This is a genomic window from Hydrogenophaga sp. LT287 (genome assembly GCF_055702805.1).
The window spans coordinates 1-25,296 of record NZ_JBVPZC010000001.1; the positions used below are offsets into that span (position 1 = coordinate 1).

General features: G+C 64.6%; 23 protein-coding genes, 1 other RNA gene and 1 riboswitch. Of the genes, 15 read left to right on the plus strand and 9 right to left on the minus strand.

Annotated elements, in window-relative coordinates:
* Positions 1-175 precede the first annotated feature (175 nt).
* The 3 genes from AC0GNR_RS00005 to chrA all read left to right on the plus strand — a co-directional run bounded on the left by AC0GNR_RS00005 (position 176) and on the right by chrA (position 3,902).
* Positions 176-2,122 (plus strand): GspE/PulE family protein, encoded by a 1,947-nt coding sequence (locus tag AC0GNR_RS00005; protein WP_472898973.1) that lies wholly within the window; start codon positions 176-178, stop codon positions 2,120-2,122.
* Positions 2,123-2,206: 84 nt separating this feature from the next.
* Positions 2,207-2,647, plus strand: a complete 441-nt coding sequence (gene arsC, locus AC0GNR_RS00010) for an arsenate reductase (glutaredoxin) (protein WP_472898974.1) — start codon at positions 2,207-2,209, stop codon at positions 2,645-2,647.
* Positions 2,625-3,902, plus strand: a complete 1,278-nt coding sequence (gene chrA / locus AC0GNR_RS00015) for a chromate efflux transporter (protein ID WP_472898975.1) — start codon at positions 2,625-2,627, stop codon at positions 3,900-3,902. The genes arsC and chrA overlap by 23 nt, the downstream gene beginning before the upstream one ends.
* Positions 3,903-3,926: 24 nt before the next feature.
* Here chrA and AC0GNR_RS00020 read toward each other — a convergent pair whose 3' ends face one another.
* On the minus strand, positions 3,927-4,784 hold the full coding sequence (locus AC0GNR_RS00020) for an AraC family transcriptional regulator (RefSeq protein WP_472898976.1): 858 nt from the start codon (positions 4,782-4,784) through the stop codon (positions 3,927-3,929).
* A 95-nt stretch (positions 4,785-4,879) separates the two neighbouring features.
* Here AC0GNR_RS00020 and AC0GNR_RS00025 point away from each other — a divergent pair, with 95 nt between their 5' ends.
* The 4 genes from AC0GNR_RS00025 to AC0GNR_RS00040 all read left to right on the plus strand — a co-directional run bounded on the left by AC0GNR_RS00025 (position 4,880) and on the right by AC0GNR_RS00040 (position 9,376).
* The gene (locus AC0GNR_RS00025) at positions 4,880-6,109 is read left to right on the plus strand and encodes an MFS transporter (protein ID WP_472898977.1); all 1,230 of its coding nucleotides are present in this window, start codon (positions 4,880-4,882) and stop codon (positions 6,107-6,109) included.
* Between the two features lie 27 nt (positions 6,110-6,136).
* Positions 6,137-7,843: a thiamine pyrophosphate-binding protein gene (locus tag AC0GNR_RS00030; RefSeq protein WP_472898978.1), complete on the plus strand. Its 1,707-nt coding sequence runs from the start codon at positions 6,137-6,139 to the stop codon at positions 7,841-7,843.
* 180 nt (positions 7,844-8,023) lie between these two features.
* On the plus strand, positions 8,024-8,719 hold the full coding sequence (locus AC0GNR_RS00035) for a helix-turn-helix transcriptional regulator (protein WP_472898979.1): 696 nt from the start codon (positions 8,024-8,026) through the stop codon (positions 8,717-8,719).
* A 6-nt stretch (positions 8,720-8,725) separates the two neighbouring features.
* The gene (locus AC0GNR_RS00040) at positions 8,726-9,376 is read left to right on the plus strand and encodes a Crp/Fnr family transcriptional regulator (RefSeq protein WP_472898980.1); all 651 of its coding nucleotides are present in this window, start codon (positions 8,726-8,728) and stop codon (positions 9,374-9,376) included.
* Positions 9,377-9,430: 54 nt separating this feature from the next.
* On the opposite strand, the gene AC0GNR_RS00045 is transcribed toward AC0GNR_RS00040, so the two are convergent.
* The 4 genes from AC0GNR_RS00045 to AC0GNR_RS00060 form a co-directional block, all read right to left on the minus strand.
* The gene (locus tag AC0GNR_RS00045; RefSeq protein WP_472898981.1) at positions 9,431-11,437 is read right to left on the minus strand and encodes a S8 family serine peptidase; all 2,007 of its coding nucleotides are present in this window, start codon (positions 11,435-11,437) and stop codon (positions 9,431-9,433) included.
* Entirely contained in the window at positions 11,434-12,552 is a 1,119-nt protein-coding gene (locus tag AC0GNR_RS00050) for a phosphatase PAP2 family protein (protein ID WP_472898982.1), read from the minus strand. The genes AC0GNR_RS00045 and AC0GNR_RS00050 overlap by 4 nt, the downstream gene beginning before the upstream one ends.
* Before the next feature lie 13 nt (positions 12,553-12,565).
* Positions 12,566-14,398 carry an adenylate/guanylate cyclase domain-containing protein gene (locus AC0GNR_RS00055; protein ID WP_472898983.1) on the minus strand — a complete coding sequence of 611 codons (1,833 nt, stop codon included), beginning with the start codon at positions 14,396-14,398 and terminating at the stop codon, positions 12,566-12,568.
* Between the two features lie 199 nt (positions 14,399-14,597).
* Complete coding sequence (locus AC0GNR_RS00060) at positions 14,598-15,032, minus strand: SWIB/MDM2 domain-containing protein (RefSeq protein ID WP_472898984.1); 435 nt, start codon at positions 15,030-15,032, stop codon at positions 14,598-14,600.
* 258 nt (positions 15,033-15,290) lie between these two features.
* Between AC0GNR_RS00060 and rraA the strand changes: the two genes are divergently transcribed.
* Positions 15,291-15,809, plus strand: coding sequence for a ribonuclease E activity regulator RraA (rraA, locus tag AC0GNR_RS00065; protein ID WP_472898985.1), 519 nt, complete (start codon positions 15,291-15,293; stop codon positions 15,807-15,809).
* Positions 15,810-15,844: 35 nt separating this feature from the next.
* On the opposite strand, the gene AC0GNR_RS00070 is transcribed toward rraA, so the two are convergent.
* The 4 genes from AC0GNR_RS00070 to AC0GNR_RS00085 all read right to left on the minus strand — a co-directional run bounded on the left by AC0GNR_RS00070 (position 15,845) and on the right by AC0GNR_RS00085 (position 17,623).
* On the minus strand, positions 15,845-16,660 hold the full coding sequence (locus tag AC0GNR_RS00070; protein WP_472898986.1) for a sulfite exporter TauE/SafE family protein: 816 nt from the start codon (positions 16,658-16,660) through the stop codon (positions 15,845-15,847).
* A 57-nt stretch (positions 16,661-16,717) separates the two neighbouring features.
* Positions 16,718-16,897: non-coding RNA, 6S RNA (ssrS, locus tag AC0GNR_RS00075), on the minus strand.
* A gap of 106 nt (positions 16,898-17,003) precedes the next feature.
* Positions 17,004-17,375 (minus strand): cell division protein ZapA, encoded by a 372-nt coding sequence (locus AC0GNR_RS00080; protein WP_472898987.1) that lies wholly within the window; start codon positions 17,373-17,375, stop codon positions 17,004-17,006.
* The gene (locus tag AC0GNR_RS00085; protein ID WP_472898988.1) at positions 17,372-17,623 is read right to left on the minus strand and encodes a DUF904 domain-containing protein; all 252 of its coding nucleotides are present in this window, start codon (positions 17,621-17,623) and stop codon (positions 17,372-17,374) included. The genes AC0GNR_RS00080 and AC0GNR_RS00085 overlap by 4 nt, the downstream gene beginning before the upstream one ends.
* Positions 17,624-17,673: 50 nt before the next feature.
* Positions 17,674-17,921, plus strand: a riboswitch (cobalamin riboswitch).
* Between the two features lie 77 nt (positions 17,922-17,998).
* Between AC0GNR_RS00085 and AC0GNR_RS00090 the strand changes: the two genes are divergently transcribed.
* Genes AC0GNR_RS00090 through AC0GNR_RS00120 form a run of 7 tightly spaced genes read left to right on the plus strand, consistent with a single transcriptional unit; the run spans position 17,999 to position 25,284 of the window.
* A complete protein-coding gene (locus tag AC0GNR_RS00090) occupies positions 17,999-19,852 on the plus strand; it encodes a TonB-dependent receptor plug domain-containing protein (RefSeq protein WP_472898989.1) in 1,854 nt (617 codons plus the stop codon).
* Positions 19,853-19,860: 8 nt separating this feature from the next.
* Entirely contained in the window at positions 19,861-21,198 is a 1,338-nt protein-coding gene (locus AC0GNR_RS00095) for a cobyrinate a,c-diamide synthase (protein ID WP_472898990.1), read from the plus strand.
* Entirely contained in the window at positions 21,195-22,001 is an 807-nt protein-coding gene (locus AC0GNR_RS00100; RefSeq protein ID WP_472898991.1) for an ABC transporter substrate-binding protein, read from the plus strand. The genes AC0GNR_RS00095 and AC0GNR_RS00100 overlap by 4 nt, the downstream gene beginning before the upstream one ends.
* Positions 21,998-22,570, plus strand: coding sequence for a bifunctional adenosylcobinamide kinase/adenosylcobinamide-phosphate guanylyltransferase (locus AC0GNR_RS00105; protein ID WP_472898992.1), 573 nt, complete (start codon positions 21,998-22,000; stop codon positions 22,568-22,570). Before AC0GNR_RS00100 ends, AC0GNR_RS00105 begins: the two co-directional genes overlap by 4 nt.
* Positions 22,567-23,454, plus strand: coding sequence for an ABC transporter substrate-binding protein (locus tag AC0GNR_RS00110; RefSeq protein WP_472898993.1), 888 nt, complete (start codon positions 22,567-22,569; stop codon positions 23,452-23,454). The genes AC0GNR_RS00105 and AC0GNR_RS00110 overlap by 4 nt, the downstream gene beginning before the upstream one ends.
* Complete coding sequence (locus AC0GNR_RS00115; protein WP_370870945.1) at positions 23,451-24,479, plus strand: FecCD family ABC transporter permease; 1,029 nt, start codon at positions 23,451-23,453, stop codon at positions 24,477-24,479. Before AC0GNR_RS00110 ends, AC0GNR_RS00115 begins: the two co-directional genes overlap by 4 nt.
* A 4-nt stretch (positions 24,480-24,483) precedes the next feature.
* Positions 24,484-25,284: an ABC transporter ATP-binding protein gene (locus AC0GNR_RS00120; protein ID WP_370870946.1), complete on the plus strand. Its 801-nt coding sequence runs from the start codon at positions 24,484-24,486 to the stop codon at positions 25,282-25,284.
* Positions 25,285-25,296 lie beyond the last annotated feature (12 nt).

Below are 25,296 nucleotides of genomic sequence, written 5' to 3' on the forward strand. Positions count from 1 at the left end.
CTCAAAACCTTCAGCTTGATCGGCGGCCATGGCAAGGGTTTGCTGTTTCATCTTCATCTGCCTGTTCGTCTGTACTGCAACGGTACAGGTAAACACCACGCTCGAGCAGTACTTAATCAGCGTTGCCCTAAGTTCATTGGTGAGCAAACGAAGTGATCAACCTTGAGGAAACCGGATGACATTTTCTTCCCCGATGGAATTGGAGCATGGCGTGTCTGCGCCCAGCGCTTGGCAGTCTGTTTACAACCTGCCACTGTTGATGGTGGCCATTGAGTCCCAACACCGGTTGCCCATTGTGAATCTGCGCGAGGCGCTGCGCCAGTTGCGCATTTTGGATGTTGCCACGCTGGAGCAGCTGGCCGCTGAAGACCCCGACCTGCTGCGCTCGCGTTCGCCTGAACTGGTGCAGCGTCTGTTGCTGACCAGCGACGAGCTGCACCGGGCTTTGGCGCGTGTGGCGGGCCTGGTTGAGGTGGATGTGCTGGGGTTCAACTGCGAAGCCCATGCGTTTGATATTTTGCCTTTGCGTGAAGCCCACGGACTCACGGTGGTGCCGCTGGGCATGGCCAACGAGCAGTTTTTCGTGGCCTCGTGTGCGCCCACCAGCGCCGAACTGCACCAGCAACTGTGCTCCATCACCGGGCACTCGGTGAGCCTGGTGTGGGCCAGCCGTGAAGCCATTGAGCGGCGGCTGGCGGTGCAGGACAAACTGGCGCAGAGCGGACACACCAACAGCCCGGCGGCCATCGTCGCCGAGGTTCGACGGCGCCTGATGCCCCAACCCACGTCCCATGCCAACCCGGAACACGCTGTGCTGGACGATTTGGTGATGCAGGCCATGGTGGAGGTGGGCAGTGGCGCGGAAGCCGAGCAACTGGTATCGGCCAGCGAGTCGGCGGGCATGGTGCGCCTGGTGAACCAGATGATCACCGAGGCACAGCGCACACACGCCTCGGACATCCACATTGAAAGCAACCCGGGCGACGCCTTGACGGCGATCCGCTTCCGCCGCGATGGCGATCTGGAGCCCTACCTATGGGTGCCGGCCAAGCTGCGCGGGCCACTGGTCTCGCGCATCAAGATCATGGCCCGGCTCGATATTGCAGAGCGCCGCCGCCCGCAAGACGGCAAGATCGATTTTTCGGAGTTCGGCGGCAAGGCGCTTGAACTGCGTGTGGCGGTGATGCCCACGCACGACGGCCTGGAAGACGTGGTGCTGCGGTTGCTGGAGTCGGCCAAGCCCCTGCCGCTCGCCCAGTTGGGTCTGCAGCCGCGCGACCAAGCGCTGATTGCGGGGTTTTCACAGCGCTCTTTCGGCATGGTGCTGGCGGCCGGCCCCACCGGCTCGGGCAAAACGACCACGTTGCATTCGATGCTGGCTGAGGTGAACACCGCCGAGCGCAAGATCTGGACGGCGGAAGACCCGATTGAAATCACCCAGCCGGGGCTGCGCCAGGTGCAGATGAACCCCAAGATCGGCCTCACCTTTGCCAGCGCCATGCGCGGTTTTTTGCGTGCCGACCCAGACATCATCATGATTGGTGAGGTGCGCGACGCCGAGACCGCCAAGATTGCGATTGAAGCGTCACTGACAGGGCACCTGGTGCTGTCCACCCTGCACACCAACAACGCCAGCGAGAGCGTGGTGCGCTTGTTGGACCTGGGCATGGACCCGATGAATTTTGCCGACTCGTTGCTGGGAATCGTGGCGCAGCGGCTGGTGCGGGCTTTGTGCCCGCACTGCGCACAAAGCCAACCGCTGGACCAGGCCGCTTGGGAAGAATTGCTGAGTGAATACATGGACGGCAGCGCACTCAGCCGCGAAGAGGCGCAAGCCAGGCTGCTCAAGGCCACCGGCGCCGAGACGATTGGCAGCATCCAGACGCGCCACGCCGTGGGCTGCGAACATTGCGCGGGCAAAGGCTACAAAGGCCGGTTGGGTGTGTACGAAATTTTGCAAAACAGCCGGGCCATCAAGCAGCTCATTCAAAGCCGGGCACGGCCTTCCGAGATCTTCGACACCGCCGTGAACGAGGGCATGCGCAGCCTGCGCCACGACGCGCTGGAGAAGGTGGTGCAAGGGCTCATCGACATGAAGCAGGCACGCCTGGCTTACCGTTGAAGCTTGATAGGCGCGGCCGTTCAGGCCGCCACCGCAACACCGACAGGCCGGGGCTGGGTGCGGGGTGTGTTTGAATGCGAGGTTTTGGAAGATACACACACCATTTGCCCGCCCATGCACGCGCCCATCACGATCTACCACAACCCCCGCTGCAGCAACTCGCGCAAGGTGCTGGCGATGCTGCACGAGGCCGGTGTCCAGCCTCAGGTGGTGGAATACCTGAACGTTCCGTTCAGCGGCTCCCAGCTGACCCAATGGCTGGCCGCCATGGGCATGTCCGCACGCGATCTGATGCGCAGCAAAGAAGCGCTCTACGAGACGCTCGACCTGGGCAACCCCAACTGGACCGAACCGGACCTGATCGGTTTCATGGTGGCGCACCCCGTTTTGGTGAACCGCCCGATTGTGGTGGCGCCGTTGGGGGTCCGTCTGTGCCGCCCGCCCGAGCGTGTGCTGGAACTGCTGTCCCATCCTGCAGGCGCTCAGACCAGCGGGGGCGGTGATGCCGCAGCGCCCGGTGCATGACGAGTCGTCCCGCTTTCAGCGGGTCGTTGCTGTTTTTCTGATCTTTCTGCGCCTCGGTTGCACCTCGTTTGGCGGCCCCGTGGCCCACCTGGCTTTTTTTCGCACCGAGTTTGTCGAGCGCCGGCGCTGGCTGGACGAGCGCAGCTACGCCGATCTGGTGGCGCTGTGCCAGTTTTTGCCCGGCCCAGCGAGCAGCCAGGTGGGCATGGTGCTCGGCTGGCAGCGGGCGGGCTGGGGCGGTTTGGCGGCGGCCTGGCTGGGCTTCACGCTGCCGGCTGCTGTGCTCATGGTGGGTTTTGCCTATGGGGTCACGCAGCTGGCCACGCTGCAGGCTTCGCCTCTGTGGCAAGGCGCATTGCATGGGCTGAAGGTGGCCGCTGTGGCGGTGGTGGCGCAGGCGGTGTGGGGCATGGCCCGAAGCCTGTGCCCCGATGCGGCACGTCGTGCGCTTGCTTTGGTGGCTGCTGCGCTGGCTTTGGGCGTGCCATGGTTCACCGGCGCAGGCCTGGCCTGGGGCCAGCTGCTGGCCATGGCGGTGTGTGCGCTGGCGGGTCTTGCGGTGGGAGCCCGCTGGCTGCCACCACCCCAGGCCGGCGCCGGCGCTGACACGCACCGGGGTTTTGGCTTGCCACGCGCAGCGGGTTGGGCCGCGTTGCTGTTGCTGGCTGCTGCGTTGCTGGGCTTGCCGCTGTGGGCCGCAGGCAGCGGTTCTGCGCTGCTGGCGCAGGTGGACGGTTTCTTTCGCGCCGGCGCGCTGGTTTTTGGTGGCGGGCATGTGGTGCTGCCGCTGCTGCAGTCGTCTGTGGTGCCCAGCGGCGCGGTGGATGCGGCCGATTTCCTGGCCGGCTACGGTGCGGCCCAGGCCATGCCGGGCCCGCTGTTTTCCTTTTCGGCTTACCTCGGCGCGGTGATGAACCCGGCGGTGCTGGGCCCGCTCGCGCCTTGGCAGGGCGGGGCACTGCTGTTGTTGGCGGTGTTTGCGCCAGCCTTGCTGCTGGTGGTGGGGCTGCTGCCGTTTTGGGAGGCACTGCGCCAGCGCCCTGGCGTGCGCACCGCCATGACGGGCTTGAACGCCGGCGTGGTGGGTCTGCTGGTGGCCGCCCTGATTGATCCCGTGTGGCCCAGCGCCATTCACACGCCGGCAGACTTCGCGCTGGCCCTGTTGGCGCTGCTGGCACTCATCCGCTGGCGGCTTTCTCCCTTGTGGGTGGTGCTGGGATGCGCAGGCGCGGGGGCTTTGTGGGCGCTGACCTGAAGGCCGCCAGGCAGACCCGCAGGCTCAGTGTGGGTCCGCGGCGCGGGCACCCATGCGGGTGGGTGGTTGGCCCAAGGCCGCTTTGAACATGGCGCTGAAGGCGCTGTCACTCGCGTAGCCGCTGGCCGCAGCAACCTGACTCACCGGTAGGCCTCGTGCCAGCATGGGCAGTGCGTGTGCCAGCACCACTTGCTGGCGCCAGCGCTGAAAACTGGTGCCCAGCTCGTCGCGAAACAGCCGTGCCAACGTGCGTTCGCTGGCGCCGCTGAGCGACGCCCATTCGGCCAGCGTGGCGTGTTGCGTGGGGTTCTGCATCACCGCCTCACACACCGCCCGCAGGCGCCGGTCCCCGTGGCGGGCGCTGGGCATGGGCACACCCAGTGGCTGTGTGGCGGCGTGGTCCATTTCGGCAATCAGCAGCGTGTGCACGGCCTGGGCACGGGTGGCGGGCTGGTTCAGATGGGGCTGGTCGATCGCCAAAATAAGCTGGCGCAGCAATGGCGACACCACCAGCACGCGCGAGCGGGTCCAGTGCGCGGGTACCACGCTGGCGTCCACATACAGCGTGAGCAGCTGGGCGGCTTCCACGATCGTCACCGCATGTTTGGCGCCGGGGGGAATCCACAGCGCGCGGGAAGGCGGCACGATGGTGGTGGTTTCCGGGCTGTGCTGGTCGGTGCCCAACGCGCCATTGGCCAGCACGGTGACCCGCAGCAAGCCACTGGCGCAGTAGGCCAGCTGGCCCCAGGGGTGGTCGTGGGTTTCGAGCTGGTTTTCGCTCTCCAGCAGGCGCGGGCGGCAGCGTATGGGCTGTGCGGGGCTGGGTTGAAAGTGCTTCGAGTCGCCCAGGGGAACGGCGCGGCGGGGTGGTCGGCGTTGCATGGGCGGTGGCTCCAGGGCGGTGGGTTGGCTGAAATTCAACAATGCTTGTCTTTTTAGCGCATTTCAGCCCGCAGCACCACCCGTAACATGCCGACATGACCACTGCCACCCTGAATGCCACGGCGCTCGCCAATCCCGTCCCGTTGAAGCAGGACGCCGCCGTGATTGGCCTGGTGGGCCTGGCCCACGGCACCTCGCATTTCTCCCATTTGCTGCTGGCGCCGCTGTTTCCGGTGTTCATGCGCGACTTCGGCCTGAGCTATTCCGACGTGGGGCTGCTCATGAGCATCTTTTTCGTGATTTCGGGCTCAGGCCAGGCCATGGCGGGTTTTGTGGTGGACCGCATTGGTGCGCGCCCTGTGCTGTTTGCGGCGGTTAGCCTTTTTCTGCTGGCCGCACTCGCTGCTTCGCAGGCCACGGGCTACGGTGGCCTGGTGCTGGTCGCCATGCTCGCAGGCCTGGGCAACGCGCCATTTCACCCGGCCGATTTCACCATCCTCAACCAGCGCGTGTCACCCGCGCGCCTGGGCCACGCGTTCAGCGCGCACGGGCTCACCGGCAATCTGGGCTGGGCGCTGGCGCCTGTGTTTCTGGTGGGCATCACCGCGCTGGCCGACTGGCGGGTGGCTTACTACGCTGCGGCGCTGCTGTATGTGGGCGTGCTGGGGCTGCTGTTTTGGCAGCGCGACAAGCTGCGCACCGAGGTAGCTGTGCGCCATGCCGACGCGCCCAAGGGCGCCGAGCTGGCCTACCTGAAACTGCCGGTGGTGTGGTGGTGCTTTGCGTTCTTTCTGCTGTCCACCATGACGCTGGCCGTGGTGCAAAGCTTTGCACCCTCCATTTTGAAAGCGATGCACGGCGTGAGCGTGGAAGCGGCCACGCTCACCGTCAGTGCCTACATGTTGTGTGGTGCGTTGGGCATGCTGGTGGGTGGTTTCGTGGCCGCTTATGGACACAGCCACCGCTGGTCGAGTGACCGGGTCGTGGCCATCTCCATGTCCAGTGGTGCCGTCCTGTTGCTGGTGTGCGCCACCGGCTGGCTGGGTGCTGTGGGCACCATGGCGGCGCTGGCTGCCACCGGGTTTGCCGTGGGCGTGGGTGGGCCCAGCCGCGACATGATGATCAAAAAAGCCACGCCCAAAGGCGCCACGGGCCGGGTCTATGGCACGGTCTACTCGGGACTGGATGTGGGCTTTGCCATTTCACCGCTGGTGTTTGGCACCTTCATGGACCGCGGCTGGTACGCGCTGACCCTGGCCGGGGCGGCCGTGGTGCTGGCCATTTCGGTGCTGGCGGCGGTGGGTGTCGGGCGCAGGACAGCCTGACGGCGGGGCCACGGCACAATGGACGGCATGACCGAAAAACTCGCTGGCCACCTGCTCGTTGAATGCCTGATTGCCCAAGGCACCACCCACGCTTTTGGGGTGCCCGGTGAAAGTTACCTGGCCGTGCTGGACGGCTTTCACGCCCACGCCGATCGCATCCGTTTTGTGATCAACCGGCAAGAGGGCGGCGCCGCCTTCATGGCCGAAGCCCAGGGCAAGCTCACCGGCCGTCCGGGCGTGTGTTTTGTGACGCGCGGACCGGGCGCAACCAATGCCTCCATTGGTCTGCACACCGCCTTTCAGGACAGCACACCCATGGTGCTGTTTGTGGGCGATGTGGCCAGCGACGCGCGAGACCGCGAGGCTTTTCAGGAGGTCGACTACCTGAGCTTTTTCGGCCCCAGCACCAAAGGCATGGCCAAACGCGTGGAGCGCATCGACGACGCCCGCCGCATTCCCGAATATGTGGCGCGGGCCTTTGCCACCGCCATGAACGGCCGGCCTGGCCCCGTGGTGCTGGTGCTGCCCGAAGACATGCTGACGCAAACCGTGCAGGCAGAGCCGCTGCCGCGTGTGGAGCCGGTGCAAGCCTGGAGCGACCCGGGCGCGCTGCGCACCTTGCGCGAACTGCTGTTGCAGGCCGAGCGCCCGCTGGTGATCGCCGGTGGCGGCGGCTGGACGCCGCAGTCTGCCGCTGCGCTGCAGCGCTTTGCTGAAAACTGGCAGCTGCCAGTGGCCAATGCGTTCCGGTTTCAAGATTGCTTTGACAACCACCACCCCCACTACGCCGGCGACGTGGGTCTGGGCATCAACCCCGCGCTGGCTGCGCGCGTGCGCGACAGCGACCTGCTGATCGCCATTGGCCCGCGCCTGGGCGAGGCCACCACGGGCGGCTACGCGCTGGTCGAAGCGCCGGTGCCGAAACAGAAACTGGTCCACATCCACGCCGGCGCCGAAGAGCTGAACCGCGTGTACCAGGCCACACTGGCCATCAACGCCACCATGAACGCGGCGGCGCGCAGCCTGGAAGTGTTGACGGCACCACCGGGTGTGGCCTGGGGCCAATGGACGCAGGCCTGCCATGCCGACTTTGAAGCCAATGTGGACGAGGCCAACGGCGGCATCCAGTTGCCGGGCACGATCGACATGCCGGCGATCATCCACACCCTGCAGCGCCACTTGCCGAGCGATGCCGTGCTGAGCAACGGCGCGGGCAATTTCGCCAGCTGGTTGCACCGCTTTTACCGCTACACCGGTCTGGCCAAAGGCCACAAGACCCAGCTGGCTCCCACCAATGGCGCCATGGGCTACGGCGTGCCCGCCGGCATTGCAGCGTCCATCCTCACCGGGCGCACGGTCTTCACCATCGCCGGCGACGGTGATTTTTTGATGAATGGCCAGGAGCTGGCCACGGCTGTACAGCACGGTGCCAAGACCATCATCTTGCTGCTCAACAACGGCACCTACGGCACCATCCGCATGCACCAGGAGCGCGAATACCCCGCGCATGTGAGCGGCTCCAGCCTGGCCAACCCCGACTTCTGCGCGCTGGCACGCGCCTACGGTTATGCGGCCGAATGCGTGAACCACACAGCCGAATTTGAGCCTGGCTTGCAGCGAGCCCTGATGGCAACGACTGGAACGGTCATTGAGGTGCGGCTGGACCCTGAGGTCATCACCACCCGTGGCACGCTCACCGCTATTCGCAACAACGCGCTCAGGGCGCAGGCCTGAGCGGGTCAAACCGGCGACGTTCCTTCTTGTGCGAGGGACTGTGTTGGTATTTCAGCCTTGTTTGAAAGTTGTATGGATGCAAACTTTCGGGTAATAAATCACAACTATGGTGGTACCACGGTACACCCTGTGGCTGCGCTTCCTGCCTAAAGTGTCATCAACCTTGAAGGAGAGATGACCATGTGGCCAGCGAACGAAATGGGATGGGGTACCAGCGCACAGGCGAACACCTCGAGGTCTCTGTCGCCGGGGCTGGGTTTCAGCCAGATGCTGCGGGTGCTTGACGAGATCGATTACGGCATCCTCGTCGTGGACCCCAAGGGCCGCATTCAGCATACCAACCACCTCGCCCGCCACGAACTGCACGGGGGGAAAATCGTTTTTTCTCACGGCAATGTGCTGATGGGCGCCACCACCGAGCTCACCGAAGAGATCGAACTCGCGATCGAACACGCTTGCCGGGGGCAGCGCCGCCTGGTGTTGCTCAACCTGGAAGGGCGCGAACTGCCCGCTGCTTTCATCCCCCTGAGCCACCCGCTCGAAAATGACGCGCCTTCGGTGTTGGTGCTGTTGTCGCGCCAAAACGCTTGCGACAACCTCGCGGTCCGCATGTTTGCCCGAGCACAAGGCCTGAGCCCCAGCGAAGAGCTGGTGCTGATCGGGCTGTGCCGGGGCTTGGCGGTGCCCGACATTGCCCAGGAAAACGGCGTGGCGCAATCCACGGTGCGCAGCCAGGTGAAATCGCTGCGCGAAAAAACCGGGTGCGCCAGCATCCGCCAGCTCATGCGCCGGGTCAACAGCCTGCCGCCCGTGGTGCCTGCCTTGCGAATCATCACACCCATGCCCCACAATGTCACGGACTTTGCCCACCCGTGACGCTGGATGCCCCCCAACACCGCTCTGCCTGACAGTTCCCTCCCGACCCGCCATGTTGAAGCGCTGGCGGCGCTTGGCACGCCGCGCCGTTACCGGCGTGGGGCACTTCTCATTCAAGAGGGCGAGGTCGGGGACACGATTTACATCGTGCAACAGGGGCGCTTGCGTTCGTTTTTAGCCGACAACACCGGCAAAGAGCTGACCTTGGGCGTGCATGGCCCGCTGGAATACGTGGGTGAGATGTCGCTGGATGGCGGGCCCCGCTCCGCCAACGTGGAAGCCTTGGAGAGCAGCATTTGCTCGGTGGTGACCCGCGCCACGCTGTTGGCCTACATCTCTGAAGAGCCTGAATTTGCCATGGAGTTGCTGGGGCGTGTCATTCGCCGCGCTCGGCTCGCCACCGAAAGTGCCCGCAGCATTGCCCTGATCGATGTGTATGGCCGGCTGGTGCGTTTGCTCAACCAGATGGCGGGTGAGTACGACGCCAACGGCGAGCGTGTGCTGCAAGAGCGGCTCACCCACCAGACGATGGCTCAGCACCTGGCTTGCTCGCGGGAAATGGTGAGCCGCCTGTTGCGCGACCTGGAGGCGGGCGGCTACATCGCAGTGCGCGAACGCTGGATCTGGCTGCTCAAGCCATTGCCCGCGCGCTGGTAGCGCCACACCAGGCTGCCTCCCGCAGGCAGGCCAAGTGTCCCTTTCCCAGGGAGTTCAGTGGCGATTGAGCAGCTCGCGAGCGATTTGCGGCGCAGCCGAACTGGTGCCCGCCAAGCGCACCACGCTGCCGCTCAGGCTGCCGGCACCCAGCACGCCCCAAAGCGCCGGGTTGTCGTCGCTTGCGGCCAGTCTGTCCGGCACCTTTTTCACGCCTGGGCGTTGGGGGCGGCCAGCGTCGGGGTCGGGCTTTTGGGGCGAATACAGCGCGAACGGACTCACAGGGCTCTTGGGGTCGGCCTCGCGGCGCGTGCCGCCCACGCTCACGGTGCGTTTCCCCGTGGACAGGCTGTTGAACGTGCCGCTGCGGCGAATGGGCGTGGGGTTGCCTGGATGGTCTACCCAGGCTTCCGGGTTGCCGCTGGTGTCGTAGAGCGCGTCTTCAAAATACGACTGCTTGGCTCCGGTGTTTTGGCCGAGCACCACGTCGTCCCGTTCAATGTAGGCGTCGAACACCACGGCCTGTTCACCCCTGTTGGTCAGCGTGATTTCCCACTTGCCAAAGGGTGCGGTGGTGACGGATGCCCTGTGGCTGAAGGTGGGTGCCAGTGCCAGCAGGGCGCAGGTGCCTTGCCGGCCCAGGGCCGAACGGCTGGGGTAGATGAGGCCACACACCGGGGCTGCGTCTGGCCCTTTCGATGAAGAACATCCTCCCCACAAACCCGACTGACCCATGCCCACGGGCGGCAGCGATTGGGCATGGCCTGGCGGCCTGACGGCCACCGTCACGCCCTCAGCGCCCTCTGGCAGCCATAGTTCCAGGAAGCTCTCGGTGTGGTCGTCGGGCAGCACGCGCCAATTTAAGGTCAGGGACTGACCAGGCTGCAGCGTGGCGTTGGCATGGGTGCGGCTCTGGTACGCGTTGCCCGCCGGTACGGCGATCTGCAGACGACCGTTTCGCAATTCAATCAACTGGTCCATGGCAGCTTCAAGAATGGAGCTGCCGTCGTGCGGGCCAGCCAGCGTGCCCCAGCTGATGTTGACCACCACCTCGGCCGAATCGGCACACCGGGCCAGGATGAACATGAGGCCGTCGAGAACGCTGACGTTCAGGGCTCCGCCGGATGTGTCGAGCACGTTGGCCCAGTCGAGCTGCACGGCGACCAGGCTCACCTGGCTGGCTTCGTCATGGTGTGGGCTCAGCGGCAGACCGGCGCCCGCGGCCAGGCTGGTCACGTGGGTGCCGTGGTTGACCGGGCGGCTCAGGTCCTCCATTTGCAGGTAGGCGTAAAGCGCCTCTTCGTCCAGCTGCCCTTGGTGTGAGTGTTGGGCCATGGCCTGGTTGATGGCTGCGCTGGTGAGTTCGTGGCCATAGCCCATGTCGTCTGGGGTGGGGCCGGCACGTGCGGGGTCCAGTGCCACCGCGTTGCGCCCGCGCACCGCCTGCCCAGGCCAGGCGCCGCCATGGCAGTTGCTCTGCCGCCACAAGTGCTGCACACGGGTGGGACCGCTCCCGTGGTTGCTGCGGAAGGTGGCGTTGGCCACGGCCAGGCCGCCGTCGATCACGCCCAGGACTTTGCCGGTCAGCCGTGCGTCGGGTGAGGACGCCGGCCCGGGCTCGTTCACGCGCTCCTGTTTGGCGCACGGATGCGCGATGGCATGGGTGTATTGCCCCACCGGCAAGCCCAGCTCGTAACGCTGAATCAGGCTGCGCAGGTGGGCGTTGTGCCGAAGGTGGTCAAAGAAGGCCGAACGCACGCGGGCTGTGCAATAGCGCAGCGTGGGCAGGTTGGCGTTGAGGTATGCCCGTGGGATTTGCAGCCAGCGCGTGGACGCAGCGTCCACCAGCGCGCGCACGGTAGCCTGGGGTGTGAGCTCGATCACGATGGGCAGCCACTTGGGCGGCTTGCGACCTGAACCCAGGCGGTAGCCGGCAAAGTCCTCGCTTTCGGCCCAAATCAGATACGGGTCTTCGCTGGCAGTGGCGCCGGGGTGGCTCCAATTCGTGCCGGTGAAAACGCCCTTTGGCAGGGGCTGCCAAGGTTTAGGTGGCGTGGCCTTCATGCCCACTCCTTGAGCGCTTCCTCCCAAAGCCAGCCCAGCAGCGGGGCGCTGCCTACAGAGTAGCCGCTGCCCGCGCGCGAATAGCCGATCTGGCCGTCGTCGAGCGACTGATGCAGGCTGAAATCGAGTGCATGCCCGTCGGCCTTTTGGTAATCGCGGGCATTGAAGCCGCTCGCGTGCACTTTGCCGCCCGTGGCGCGGGCCACCAGGAACTCGGCCAGCGCGGTGCCCAGCAGGCGCCCGCAGGCACTGTCCACGGGGAAATGAAGACCCGCCACCACCCGGTTGGTTGAAATGCGTGCGGCCAGGCGTTGCAGATCTTCTCGGCAAGCGGTGCCGTTGGGGAGTGCGGCGTCCGGGTGGGATGCGGCGTTCAGCAGTTTCTCCAGGAGCAAGGCGATCGCAAATGCCTCCGTGGCGTGCCCGCTGGGCCAGCTGCCATGGCCTGGTGTTTCGATCATGGGCTGGATCTGGGGCGACAACGCCACAGGCCGCAGGCAGGCAAAGATGTGCTTGAAACGCATTTCCGTTTGCACGCACAGCAAATACACCAGTTCCATGAGTTGGCGCGTTTTGGGGTGGCGGTGGGCGGTGAGCCCAACCACAGACGACCAAAACGCCACAGGGAGCCCCATTTGCGCCACCACCTCTGCAGCGCGATCGGCGCGCAGGTCGGCGTAGGCGGCCACCAAGTCGAGTTGTTTCTTGAACTGCCCCTTGCTGGGCGCGCGCAGGCTCACCAGAAGCTGGCGCTGTATGTTGGTGGCTTGCAAGTTGGCAAACCCCAGTTCAGCCTCTTTGGGTCCGTTGCGGGTCTTGAAAGACAGACCTTCGGTGAGTTCACTGAAACAGGCTTCGATGCGAGGCCCATCGGCCCACAGGGCGAGGTTGGTCGGTTTGTCGAAACCTGGTTCGTTGGCGTGGAGCACCGCACCGCGAAAAGGGCCAACGGTGGCGGCACGACTGAGGATGGTCGACTCCACGGTGACGACTCCCATGCCACTCATGCCACTCATGCCACTCATGCCACTCATGCCACTCATACCGCTCATACCGCTCATACCGCTCATACCGCTCATACCGCTCATACCGCTCATACCGCTCATACCGCTCATGATTTTCCCCTCATCAATGTTCAGGCAGGCCCAGACTTTTCAGCGCCTCCGCACCGCGTTGGCGCAAAGAGCTCGTGCTTCCGTAGGAAAGGAACTTGGAGACCGTCAGGTCGGGCTGCAGCGACAACAAGACGTCAAAGGTCTTGCGGGCTTCGGCGGTCTGGCCGGACTCGTGTTGTGCCGTCAGGAGCGCGCGCAGCGTGGGCGCGTGGTAGCGGTTCTTCTGCAATGACGACTGGCACATCGAAATGGTGTCGCTCAGTTGTCCCGCCATCAGGTAGCTGTTGGCCAGCAGCATTTCAAAGTAGAAACGCTGCGGGTCCACCGGCGAGAGGCTTTGTGCCTGCTCCGACTCGGAAACCGCAACCGTGGCGTTCCCCCACATGCAGGACCAGAAGCCACGGTAGAGCCACGCCATGGGATCGTTGGGGTTCATCTGCGTGGCATTGTTCAACAGCGCTTTGGACGCATCCAGGTCGTGACCAAGGTGGCACATGGCGTGCCCCTTGATCGCCATCGCCATGGAACTGTTGGGCTCCAGGTCGAGGGCTTTGTCGGCCACGCTCATCGCTCGGCGGAAGTCGTCGGCGGGGTTGGACGTCAGGCCTTGCACCACCTGCATGATGTGCCATTTGGCCAGCCAGGCCCAGGGCGCGGCCACGCGTTTGTGTCGCTCAGCCACAGCTTCGAGCAATTGGCGGCTGCGCTTCAGATCGCGCGGGGTGGAGCGGTGCATGAGCGTGATGCCCCCGAGCATGAGGCTGTTGCTGTCCAGTTTGGGCAGGGGAAGCACCAGGCTGCGCTGTACTTCGGCATTGAGCAGGGCACGGGCGCAGGCGGTGCTGATGGTGGCCATCAATTCGCTGTGCACTTCCATCAGGTCCATGGTGTCGCCACTCAGGCGCTCCGCCCACAACACCTCGTTTCGGCGGGTGTCCGCCAGCTCGACCATGATGACCACCTTGCTGCCCAAAGTGGTGTAGTTGCCACTGAGCACGAAGGCTGCGTCCAGCCGGGCATCTATCTCGCCATGGCTGGTGCTGCGCCCCCTGAAAGCGGTGGTGGACAGGCGCGAGATCACGCGCAAATCCTGGCTGCGGGAGAGCTGTGCGATCACGCCGTCGGCAATTAGCTCGCCAATAACGAAGTATTCCGGTGAAGGGTTGCGCGCTTCGAAGGGCACGACCGCAATGGAAGGGCGAAAGTCGATCGGTACGGCTTCGCGTTGGGCGTGCCGCCAGACCATTTTGGCCTCTTCCACGGGATGCACGCGCCAGGTTCGCACCGGTTCTGGCCAGTGCTTGAGGTAGCTCTCACCCATGTCTTCAATCTGCGCATCGATGCCGTCCACGATGCCGTCGCACACGCTTGCGGTGACCACGGTGTCTCCCGGTGCGCCGAGGTCTGCCACGCGTGCAGCCAAGTTCACGCCGTGGCCGTACACGTCGTGCGTGTCCACATACAGATGGGCAGCGTTGATGCCTGCGCGCAGATGCATCTGCTCTGCGGCGGGCAGGCTCTGGTTGACGGGGTCGAAATACCGGTGCAGCGCCATGGCGGTTTGCACCGCCTGGGAAGGGTGGTCAAACTCGGCCAGCAGTCCATCGCCCAGACTTTTCACCAAGCGCCCGTTTTGGCGGGGCAGCACATCGTGCTCAGCATGGCGCATAAAACCCATCCAGCGTTCAACCACAGCCGCTTCGTTGGCCGCCATCAGGTGCACCGATTCCACCAGATCGATCACCAGCACCACTTTGTATTGGTGCAGTCCAAGCGTCGGGGCTGAAAGGACTTCTTGGGCGAAGTTTTCAGCCGACAGGAGGGGCGGGGACGATGGGGAAGTCATACCTCATTGGTAGTAATTATGGTATTCAGTTTCTCATATATCGGATGCGCGATTGGCTCTGCCCGCATTTATCTTGGGGTGCCTTCTGCTCCAGGGCCACGCTCGGTTCCTGTGCTGCGCCCCAAGCAAAAGAGCCGGCTTTCGCCGGCTCTTTTGTTGCTTCAAGCCCGGCCCGAAAGCCATGGGCATTCGCGTCAGATCACTTCAGGTGATCGTTGATCATCTTGGTCATCTCGAACATCGAAGCCTGGGCCTTTTTGAAGATTTCCTTCAGCTTGGCGTCGGCGTTGATCATGCGGCGGTTCACTGCGTCTTGCAGGTTGTGCTTTTTGATGTACGCCCAGACCTGCTTGGTCACCTCGGTACGTGGCAGCGGGGTTGCGCCCACGATGGCGGCCAGCGCTGCGCTGGGGGTCATGGCCTTCATGAAGGCGGCATTGGGGGTGCGCTTCTTGGCAGGCGCCGCAGCCTTTTTGGCTGGGGCTGCTTTTTTGGCAGGAGCTGCCTTTTTCGCAGGTGCTGCTTTTTTTGCAGGTGCTGCAGCCGCTTTGGCTGGAGCAGCTTTCTTGACCGGTGCCGCAGCCGTCTTGGCGGGAGCCGCTTTTTTCGCAGGAGCTTTTTTCGCAGTTGCCATGGTTGTATTTCCTTCTAGAAGTGGAATGTGCGCCAGTGCAAAAATGCGCTCTCACACCGGTGTCTCGGATGCTAATAGAGTTGCATCGCCATTCCAAGGTGGCGAACGCTGTTTTTTGCAGTTTTTCATAGTAAGCAGTGGGGTTATTGCGTACGAAAACAACATTTTTGCCCGCAGTCGCTGCAAGGGGTCTGTCAGAGCCTTCGCACAGACTCAAAATCAAGTCAAAGTTTTTTTCTTTCCCCCTTGTGTTTTGCCATGCCAACAACCTCTACTTCAATCCTTGCTTTCGCTACGTGCGATCTCTGCGACGCGCACAAAAACGACGCTTCTGGCGCCTTCCGGGTGTTGCCGCCGGTGTTTCGAGACTTCGGCGCCGTGCAACGTTTTGCAGGCCGGGTGGTCACCGTCAAATGCTTTGAAGACAACACCCTGGTGAAGGCTGCCGTGGACAGCCCGGGCGAAGGCCGTGTGCTGGTGGTGGATGGCGGCGGTTCATTGCGCCGTGCCTTGGTGGGCGGCAACCTGGGCGCTGCTGCCGCGCGCAACGGCTGGGCCGGCGTGGTGGTGGACGGCTGCGTGCGCGATGTGGCCGAGTTGGCCCTGTGCCAGACGGGTATCCGCGCCTTGGCGGCCATGCCGCTGCCTACCGAAAAGCGCAACGAAGGGCAGCGCGATGTGGCGGTTCAGATTCAAGGGGTCTGGGTGCGGCCTGGCGAATGGCTCTACGCGGACGAGGACGGTGTTGTGGTGTCCTCAACCGCCTTGCATGCCTGAGAATTTTGGGCGCCTGGCGCGCCCAGTGCGCGCACTCACACGCTGAGGCCTTTGTAGAGCATGTAGGCCGCCAGCACATACAGGATGCTCGCGAACACCCGTTTGAGTGATTTGACGGGCAAAGCATGGGCGGCCCGAACCCCCAGCGGGGCCATGATGACGCTGGCTGTGGCGATCACCACCAGGGCGGGCAATGAGATGTAGCCCAGCGAGCCTGCGGGCAAGCCAGCCACGCCCTGGCCCGCCACCACATAGCCCAGCGCGTTGGCCAGTGCGATGGGAAAGCCCAGGGCGGCGCTGGTGGACACGGCGTTGTGAATGGCCACGTTGCACCACGTCATAAAGGGCACGCTGACAAACCCACCGCCGGCGCCCACCAGGCCCGACAGAAAACCAATGACCGTCCCCGCGCTGATCTGCCCGGCAGTGCCCGGCAAGGTGCGAGACGGTTTGGGCTTTTTGTCGAGCAGCATCTGGGTGGCCGAGAAGCTGACGAAAGCCGCGAAAAACAGGGCCAGCCAGGCACCTTTGAGCAGCGCAAAAACGCCCACGCTGGCCAGCGCAGAACCCAGCACAATGCCGGGCGCCAGGCGTTTGACGATGTCCCAGCGAACCGTGCCGCGCTTGTGGTGCGCACGCACGCTGGAGATGGATGTGAAGATGATGGTGGCCATCGACGTGGCAATCGCCATCTTGACCGCGAGGTCAGGAGCAACGCCCTGACCGCTGAGGATGATGGTGATGAACGGCACCATGAGCATGCCGCCGCCGATGCCCAGCAAGCCGGCGAGAAAGCCGGTACACAGGCCCAACAGCACGAGTTGGGCGATCAGCAAGGGGTCAAGCAGCATGGGGGATTGGTGAAAGTTACGCTCAACTTTCGCCGCCGAACGCCAAACCTGAAGAATAGGGTGTCTGCAAGTGCCGCCGGACCGGCATCCTGAACCGGGGTTCAGGTGGGCAAGGGCAGCGTGACTTCGGGTTCATCTGACGCGAGATGCTCACACCCGCCACGCAATGTACCAAGCCCGGGCTCTATGAGCATTGGTTCAAGGAAATATAAAGCCCGACGCGCACTGCAGACAGACAAATTGTAGGCCCTGAACAGGGCTTGTGCGGTTTGCGTTCAGATAAAAAAGAAGGGCCAATCGGCCCTTGTTGATGACATCGGGTGGTCGGTGCAACGGTCCAGCGTCAAATCAGCTGGCCGTCGCTGCCCAGGGTTTTGTCGAGCCGCCGCATGAGATCGTCCAGGCGGGTCTGGGTGTGCGGGGAGGCATCGTTTGCAGAGCCGTTGAGCATGGCTCCGTTGCTCGGCGCAGCCGCCGGTGCCGCGGCGGTGGTGGTGGATTCTTTTTGCGACAACTCAAACGCGAGGTTGAGCGAGGCCAGCACCGCGATGCGGTCGCGCGCCTTCACCTTGCCGGCATCGCGGATGCGGCACATGGCGGTGTCCACGCGCTCCACCGCATCGAGTAGCGCAGACTCACCCCCCACGGGGCAGGCCAGCAAGTAGCTCTGGCCCATGATCTGCACTTCAATTTGTTTGCTCGCAGGCTTGTTCATGCGCGGTCCTTGCTGGGTGTGTCTGCTGCGGTGTGCGCCGCGCTAGCTGTTGGCTGAGGCAGGCGGTCCAGCAGCGCGTCGATGCGGGCTCGGGCCGCATTGAGCCGTGACTTGAGCGAGTCGCGCTCGGCCTGCAGCGCTTGAACCTGCTCGTGCAGCAGGGTGTTGGTGCGTTGCAGCTCTTCATGGCGCAGCAGCAAGCGCTCTACGCGCTCGGTGATCTGGTCAAGGTGCTTGGGATCTGCCATGGTGTCGGTTCGAAGTTTTCACATTGTAGGGTTGTCGCAAGTTCTCACGCTTTAGAATGCACGCTGTTGGTGCTCGCGGTGTGGTTCACATGCCGCAGTTCAACGGGAAGCAGGAGGGAAAGTTCACATGAACCGACCTAACCTGCGCTGCCCCCGCAACGGTAAGCAGACGAGAACCCTGAAGCCATTTCAGGTGACTCCGCTTTCATCTCACAACCACTGGGCGCTGCCAAGCGCCTGGGAAGGTGATGAAGGTCGTTCTGCCAGCCCGGATACCGGCCAACGAGGTGGCGGTGCGTCTGAAAAGGACGCGCCGCCGTGACGCTCATGCACCGTCGGGGAAGGCGGTGACGGCACATCCGTTGTTAGTTTTTCATGAAAAATCGTCCTCTGCGCGCGCCTTTGGCCGTGCTCTCGCTGGCTGTTCTGGCCACACTTTCTTCTCACGCCCAAAATCTGCCTGTCACCACACTGGGTGAAACCGTGGTCACAGCCACGAGGGTTGAGCAGCCACTCACCGATGTGCTGGCCGATGTGTCGATCATTGACCGCGAGGCACTTCAAAACGCTGGGCTTCAATCGTTGGGCGATGTTTTGGCGGTATTGCCAGGGGTTCAGCTGGTGACCAATGGCAGCTACCGGTCTTCCACCAATGTGTCGCTCCGGGGAGCCTCTGCTTCGCAGACTATTTTGCTGGTAAACGGTGTACGTGTGGGCTCGGCCACTCTGGGTTCGTTCTCTCTTGAAAGCTTGCCACTGGAGCGCATCGAACGGGTGGAGGTGCTGCGTGGCGCAGCAGCTGCGCTTTACGGCCCCGATGCTGTTGGCGGAGTGATTCAGGTTTTTACTCGGGAACCTGCCGACGGATTGCACAGGTCTGTGACGGTAGGGCTGGGTAGCGATGGGCAAGCCCAGTTTGGCGCCAACCTTCAAGGTCGTAGCGGCGCTTGGGGATACAGCTTGGGTGCTTCGGAGGAACGTGCCGACGGCATCAATGTGAAGACGCCAGCAGCGTCAGGTTTCAACAAAGACGAAGATGGTTACCGCTTCACGAGTGTGGACGGCAGCCTTCAGTGGACGCTTAGCGAGCGGCATGTGCTCAACTTCAAATTGCTGGCCAGTGAAGGCGAGTACGAATTTGACGGAGCGCCTCTTCCCGCGCCGACAGGCACCAACGCAGGCAATCTCCGGGCGGTCAATGAGCCCTCGATACGCCAGCTGTCGCTCGACTGGGCCGCAAAATGGAGCCCGGACTGGCTATCCACTGTGAAAGTGGGGCAATCTAGGGATTTTTCGCCCAGTCGTTATTGGCGGGAGTCGGACAACACCCTGGCGGGGGAGAGCAGATTCAACACCACCCGCCGGCAGTTGTCATGGCAAAACGACCTACGCATCGGCAAGGACACCCTAACGCTGCTGGCTGAACAACGCCGGGACGAGGTGGACAGCTCTACCCCCTACACCATTCGTGAACGTACGACGCGCGGGTTTGTGGCGTCCTGCGCGAAGCGCGCCGAGGATTGGGATGCACTGTTGACCGTGCGACATGACAAAAATTCACAGTTCGGCAGCTTCAACACCTGGTCTGTCTCCGGGGGGTACAAGCTCAATAGCGCTTGGCGGTTGGTGGGAAATGCGGGCACTACGTTTCAGGCGCCTACATTCAACCAGTTGTATTTCCCTGGCTTTGGCAACACGGCGCTTAAACCGCAGGAAGGCAAGTCCCATGAGATCGGTCTTCGATATAGCGAAGGTTCAAACCGGGCGGGTGTCGTGGTGTACCAGAACGACGTCAAAGGGTTCATCAACACAGCGACCAATGCCCAGTCAAGCCTGGCGGTCCTGAAAGGTGTGACGTTCAACTGGGACCGGTCGTGGGCGGACACAAATCTTTCCACTTCCTATGACTACGCCGATCCGCGTTTGAAGCCGACCAATGCACGGGTATCCCGAGTGGCGCGCAATACGGTCCGTGCCCAGCTAAATCATCGTGTTGGCGCATGGGGGCCATTTGCCGAATTGAGGCTTTCGGGAGATCGTTTTGACTCCGCAAGCAACGTCACCTTGCCTGGGTATGGCGTCCTCAACCTGGGTACCAGCTATCAGTGGGATAAAAATTGGAGCGTCATTGCCCGGTTGAACAACTTCGGCGACAAAACCTATTCACTGGCGAACGGCTTCACGACGCCAGGACGCAATTTGTTCGTCTCGTTGCAGTGGACTGACTGATCTCAAGTATGCAGACGCCCGCCATCCTCATCGCCGCCCCGGCCTCCGGCCAGGGCAAGACCACGGTTACCGCTGCGCTGGCGCGTCTGCATGCGCGCGCCGGCTTGCGGGTGCGGGCGTTCAAATGCGGACCCGACTTTCTGGACCCGATGTGGCTGGAGCTGGCCACGGGCCAGCCGGTGCACAACATGGATCTGTGGATGACCGGCGAGGCGGATGTGCGGGCACGCCTGTACGCCGCTGCGCAGGAGGCCGACCTGATCATCGTCGAAGGGGTCATGGGGCTATTCGATGGCGAGCCCAGTGCGGCGGATCTGGCGCGGCAGTTTGGGTTGCCCGTGTTGGCGGTGATCGATGCGTCGGCCATGGCGGGCACGTTTGGCGCGCTGGCGTTTGGCTTGCAGCACTACCGCCCGGGCTTGCCCTGGGCCGGGGTGCTGGCCAACCGCGTGGCCAGCGAGCGGCATGCGCAAATGCTGCAGGCCGCGCTGCCCGCCGGTGATGCGGGTGCGCCGTCCACCTGGCTGGGCGCCGTGATGCGTGACGCTGCTTTCACGCTGCCTGAGCGTCACCTGGGCCTGACAGTGGCCAGCGAGCTGCCCGATGCGCTTGCCCGGCTGGATGCCGCAGCAGACGCTTTGCTGGGTACGCCGCTGGGCCAGATGGACCGGACGGCGCTGGCGCGCTGGGCGGTCGAATTTGAACCACCGCCAGAGGTGCCGCCTGTGGCGCCGCTGCTGGCCGGCAAAACGGTGGCCGTGGCGCGCGATGCGGCGTTCTGCTTCATCTACGCTGCCAACCTGGACACGTTGCGTGCGCTGGGCGCGCAGGTGGTATTTTTTTCTCCGCTGGCCAACGAACCTGTGCCCGAATGCGACGCGGTGTGGTTGCCCGGGGGTTACCCCGAGCTGCACGCCGATACCTTGTCGGCGGCGCACACGAGCCGCGACAGCCTGGCGGCCCATGTGGCCGCGGGGCGCCCGGTGTGGGCCGAGTGTGGCGGCATGATGGTGCTGTTTGACGCCATCGTGGACCAGCAGGGCCAGAGCCATTCGGTATGGGGCTTGCTGCCCGGTGTGGTGCGCATGCAGCCTCGGCTGGCTGCCTTGGGTCCGCAAAAGCTGTGCTTGGCCTCGGGCGAACTGCGCGGCCACACGTTCCATTATTCGCGCTGCGAAACGGCCCTGGTGCCGGTGCTGCACACGGCGTCAGCACGTGGTGGCGCGGTGGGCCCGGGCGAGGCGCTGTACCAGCGTGGCTCTCTGCGCGCCAGCTACTTCCATGTCTGGCTGGCGTCCAGCCCGGCCGCCGCTGCGGCCTTGTTTTTACCGGAGGCTTTGTCGTGAACCTCGGCCCACAACGCATTGTCTGCCTGACCGAAGAAACCACCGAATGGCTTTACCTGCTGGGGCAAGAGCACCGCATTGTGGGCATCAGTGGCTACACCGTGCGCCCGCGTCGGGCGCGAGACGAAAAGCCCAAGGTGAGCGCATTTCTCACCGCCAAGGTGGACAAAATTTTGGCGCTGCAGCCCGACTGTGTGTTCGGTTTTTCCGACTTGCAGGCCGACATTGCGGCGTCGCTCATACGCGCTGGCGTGCAGGTGACGGTGTTCAACCAGCGCAGCGTGAACGAGATTTTTTCCATGCTGTACCAGGTGGCAGCCATGGTGGGCTGCACCGAGTCGGCGCTGGCCTGGATGGACGCCACGCACCAGCGGCTGGCCGAGATTACCCAAGCGGTGGCGGCCTTGGAAGCGGCGGGCAAGCGCCGCCCACGCGTGTTTTTTGAAGAGTGGGACGAGCCGCACATCAGCGGCATTCGCTGGGTGTCTGAGCTGCTGGGCCTGGCCGGTGGCGACGATGTGTTTCCCGAGCTGGCTGTTGAGTCATTGGGCAAAAACCGCATCATTGCCGACGGCGCCGAGATCGTGCGCCGCAATCCGGACATCATCATCGGCTCGTGGTGCGGCAAGAAGTTTCGGCCTGAAAAGGTGGCGGCCCGCGCGGGCTGGCAGGACGTGGCGGCGGTGAAGACCGGGCAGCTGTTTGAGATCAAGTCGGCCGACATTTTGCAGCCCGGCCCGGCGGCGCTCACCGACGGTGTGGCGCAGATGCACCGCATCGTGACGAACTGGATGGCACGATGAACATGGAACGCAGCGAATTCATATTGGGTGGCCAGAAAAGTGGTAAGTCGCGCCGCGCCGAGCTGCTGGCCAGCGCCTGGCTGAACGCCGCGCCCGACCACCGCGCGGTGTTGATTGCAACCGCCCAGCCCTGGGACGATGAGATGCGCGAGCGCATTGCCCGCCACCAGCTGGACCGGGCGCAGCGCGTGCCGGGCATGGCCACGGTGGAAGAGCCGCTGGCGCTGGGTGCGGCCCTGCGCCAGCACAGTGCGCCCCACACGCTGGTGGTGGTGGACTGCCTCACGCTGTGGCTCACCAACCAGCTCATGCCGGCCGACGCGAGCCAGGCGGCCAGCGCAGACGGCTTGCAGGCGGCCTGCCATGCGCTGTGCGGTGCGCTGGAAGAGGCGCGTGGGCCGGTGGTGCTGGTGGGCAACGAAATTGGGCTGGGCGTGATCCCGATGGGGCGCGAGGTGCGCGCCTTTGTGGACGCGCTGGGCCAGCTGAACCAGGCGGTGGCGGCCGCGTGTGATCGCGTCACGCTGATGGCGGCGGGCCTGCCGCTGGTGTTGAAAGGTGCGGCATGAAAATCAGCAAGCGCTTGGGTTTGCTGTGGGTGTTTCTGGCGGGCTGGGCGCTGCTGCTGGGCAGCGTGCACGCGGCCGGGCTGCAGGTGACCGACGACCGGGGTGTGACCGTGCGCTGGGACGCGCCACCGCAGCGCATTGTTTCGCTGTTGCCCTCGCTGACCGAGACGGTGTGTGAGCTTGGCCAGTGCCACCGCCTGGTGGGGGTGGACCGTTACTCGAACTGGCCAGCGACCATTGCCGCGCTGCCGCGCGTTGGGGGTGGCATTGACCCGAACGTGGAGGCCATCGTGGCCCTGCGGCCCGACGTGGTGCTGCTGGCGCAATCGTCGCGGGTGGTGGAGCGGCTGGAGTCGCTGGGGCTGAAGGTGGTGGCGCTCGAGCCCAAGAGCCACGCCGATGTGCAGCGCGTGCTGGGCAAGGTGGCGCAGGTGGTGGGCGTGGACGCGCAGGCCACCCAGCGCATCTGGCGGAACATTGACGCGGCGGTGTCGGCGGCGGCGCAGTCGCTGCCGGCGCGCGTGAAAAACACCCGCGTGTACTTCGAAGTGAACCGGGCGCCGTATGGTGCGGGCACGTCGTCTTTCATTGGTGAAACGCTGACCCGGCTGGGCGTGCAAAACATCGTGCCCGCCAGCCTGGGGCCGTTTCCCAAGCTCAACCCGGAGTTTGTGGTGCGCGCCAACCCGGACGTGATCATGGTGGGCGACCGCAACTTTGAGGGCATGACGCAGCGCCCCGGCTGGCGCAGCATCCGCGCCGTGCGCGAAGAGCGGCTGTGTGTGTTCCCCAACAACGAGTCTGACGTGTTGGTGCGGCCCGGCCCGCGCATGGCCGAGGCCGCCCGCCTGATGGCGCGTTGCCTGCAGGAGAAAGCGCCGTGAACACCGCCACGCTGCAAACCGCTGTGACGGCCGAGCGGACAACGTCTGCGCGCCCGCTGTGGCTGGCGGTGGGTTTGGTGCTGGGTGGCGGCGTGCTGGCGGTGCTGGGGCTGGGCGTGGGCAGCACCGGGCTGGAGGCGGTGTGGAACATGCTGGCCGACCCGGTGGCGGCGCAGATTGTGTGGGAGATCCGTGCGCCGCGCACCGTGGGCGCGTTTGCCGCCGGCGCCTTGCTGGGGCTGGCGGGCGCGGTGGCGCAGGGCCTGTTTCGCAACCCGCTGGCCGATCCGTTTTTGCTGGGCAGTGCCTCGGGTGCCTCGCTGGGTGTGGCGCTGGCGCTGGCGGGGCTGGGCGTTTCGCCGTTTGCCACGCAATGGGTGGTGCGCCTGGGGCTCACCGGCGCGGCCTTTGTGGGTGCGGTGCTGGCGGTGCTGCTCACGCTGGCGCTGGCGCGTGGGGTGCAGCACACGCTGCGCCTGCTGCTGGCTGGTGTGGTGGTGGGGGTGGTGCTGGGTGCGCTCACCTCGCTGGTCACGCTCACCACGCCAGATATTTTGCAGGCCATGCAGGCTTTCATGCTGGGCTCTACCGGGTTTGTGGGCTGGGCGTCTTGCGCGTTGATGGCCGGCATTGGTTTCGTGTGCCTGTTGCTGGCCTGGGGCTTGTCGCGCGTGCTCGACGGGCTGGCGCTGGGCGAGTCCACCGCGCTCAGCCTGGGCCTGCCGCTGGGGCCGCTGCGCGCGGCCCTGGTGGGTGTGCTGGCCCTGGCCACCGGCACCGCCGTGGCGCAAACCGGGCTGATCGCCTTTGTGGGCCTGGCCGCGCCGCACCTGGTGCGCGCGGTGGTGAAAACCACCCACGCCTGGCTGGTGCTCCTGGCCAGCCTCATGGGCGGCGTGTTGCTGATGCTGGCTGACACCCTGGCCCGTGGCCTGCTGGCGCCCCAAGAGCTGCCTGTGGGCGTGCTCACGGCGGTGCTGGGCGGTGGCTACCTGCTGTGGCTCATGCGCAAGCGGGTGGGGTGATAGCATGTTGAACAAGGCCCACTCTGCCATAGCCTTGCAAACGCTGGACCTGCACGCCACGCTGGGCCTGGGCCACAACCAGCGCCAGGTGTTGCAAGGCGTGAACCTGGCGCTGGGCGCTGGCCGCTGGACCAGCATTGTTGGCCCCAACGGTGCGGGCAAGTCCACCCTGCTGCGTGCGCTGGCGGGGGTGCTGCCTTGCCAGGGCGACGTGCTGCTGCACGGGCAGCCCATGGCGCGCATGGCGCCGCGTGAGCGCGCCCGGGCGCTGGCCTGGCTGGCGCAAAGCGGCGCGGGTGAAGCCAGCGCCGACGACCTCACGGTGTACGACGTGGCCTTGCTCGGGCGCCTGCCGCACCAGGCCTGGCTGGCCCCGCCCAGCCCGGCCGACCACGCGGCGGTGGAGCGCGCGCTGCGCCAGACCCAGGCCTGGGACTGGCAGTGCCGCCCGCTGGGCGCGCTATCGGGCGGCGAGCGCCAGCGCGTGTTGCTGGCGCGGCTGCTGGCGGTGGAAGCCGATGTGTTGCTGATGGACGAACCGCTGGCCAACCTGGACCCGCCGCACCAGGCCGACTGGATTGCGCTGGTGCGCAGCCTGGTGGCGCAGGGGAAAACCGTGGTCAGCGTGCTGCACGAAATCACGCTGGCGCTCATGGCCGACGAGGTGGTGGTGATGCAGCAGGGCCGCATTGTTCACGCCGGTTCGGCCCAGCAAGCCGCTGCGCACCGGGCACTGGAAGCGGTGTTCGAGCACCGCATCGCCATTCATGCGCTGGGCCCGCGCTGGGTGGCGCTACCCCAATAAATCCCCTTTTTT

What these genes read in the sequence shown, in the direction of transcription:
- AC0GNR_RS00005 (WP_472898973.1), top strand. Translation starts at nt 176, where the DNA reads ATGACATTTTCTTCCCCGATGGAATTGGAGCATGGCGTGTCTGCGCCC.
- chrA (WP_472898975.1), top strand. Translation starts at nt 2,625, where the DNA reads ATGCCGCAGCGCCCGGTGCATGACGAGTCGTCCCGCTTTCAGCGGGTC.
- AC0GNR_RS00020 (WP_472898976.1), bottom strand. Translation starts at nt 4,784, where the DNA reads ATGCAACGCCGACCACCCCGCCGCGCCGTTCCCCTGGGCGACTCGAAG.
- AC0GNR_RS00025 (WP_472898977.1), top strand. Translation starts at nt 4,880, where the DNA reads ATGACCACTGCCACCCTGAATGCCACGGCGCTCGCCAATCCCGTCCCG.
- AC0GNR_RS00030 (WP_472898978.1), top strand. Translation starts at nt 6,137, where the DNA reads ATGACCGAAAAACTCGCTGGCCACCTGCTCGTTGAATGCCTGATTGCC.
- AC0GNR_RS00035 (WP_472898979.1), top strand. Translation starts at nt 8,024, where the DNA reads ATGTGGCCAGCGAACGAAATGGGATGGGGTACCAGCGCACAGGCGAAC.
- AC0GNR_RS00040 (WP_472898980.1), top strand. Translation starts at nt 8,726, where the DNA reads ATGCCCCCCAACACCGCTCTGCCTGACAGTTCCCTCCCGACCCGCCAT.
- AC0GNR_RS00045 (WP_472898981.1), bottom strand. Translation starts at nt 11,437, where the DNA reads ATGAAGGCCACGCCACCTAAACCTTGGCAGCCCCTGCCAAAGGGCGTT.
- AC0GNR_RS00050 (WP_472898982.1), bottom strand. Translation starts at nt 12,552, where the DNA reads ATGAGCGGTATGAGCGGTATGAGCGGTATGAGCGGTATGAGCGGTATG.
- AC0GNR_RS00055 (WP_472898983.1), bottom strand. Translation starts at nt 14,398, where the DNA reads ATGACTTCCCCATCGTCCCCGCCCCTCCTGTCGGCTGAAAACTTCGCC.
- AC0GNR_RS00060 (WP_472898984.1), bottom strand. Translation starts at nt 15,032, where the DNA reads ATGGCAACTGCGAAAAAAGCTCCTGCGAAAAAAGCGGCTCCCGCCAAG.
- rraA (WP_472898985.1), top strand. Translation starts at nt 15,291, where the DNA reads ATGCCAACAACCTCTACTTCAATCCTTGCTTTCGCTACGTGCGATCTC.
- AC0GNR_RS00070 (WP_472898986.1), bottom strand. Translation starts at nt 16,660, where the DNA reads ATGCTGCTTGACCCCTTGCTGATCGCCCAACTCGTGCTGTTGGGCCTG.
- AC0GNR_RS00080 (WP_472898987.1), bottom strand. Translation starts at nt 17,375, where the DNA reads ATGAACAAGCCTGCGAGCAAACAAATTGAAGTGCAGATCATGGGCCAG.
- AC0GNR_RS00085 (WP_472898988.1), bottom strand. Translation starts at nt 17,623, where the DNA reads ATGGCAGATCCCAAGCACCTTGACCAGATCACCGAGCGCGTAGAGCGC.
- AC0GNR_RS00090 (WP_472898989.1), top strand. Translation starts at nt 17,999, where the DNA reads ATGAAAAATCGTCCTCTGCGCGCGCCTTTGGCCGTGCTCTCGCTGGCT.
- AC0GNR_RS00095 (WP_472898990.1), top strand. Translation starts at nt 19,861, where the DNA reads ATGCAGACGCCCGCCATCCTCATCGCCGCCCCGGCCTCCGGCCAGGGC.
- AC0GNR_RS00105 (WP_472898992.1), top strand. Translation starts at nt 21,998, where the DNA reads ATGAACATGGAACGCAGCGAATTCATATTGGGTGGCCAGAAAAGTGGT.
- AC0GNR_RS00110 (WP_472898993.1), top strand. Translation starts at nt 22,567, where the DNA reads ATGAAAATCAGCAAGCGCTTGGGTTTGCTGTGGGTGTTTCTGGCGGGC.
- AC0GNR_RS00120 (WP_370870946.1), top strand. Translation starts at nt 24,484, where the DNA reads ATGTTGAACAAGGCCCACTCTGCCATAGCCTTGCAAACGCTGGACCTG.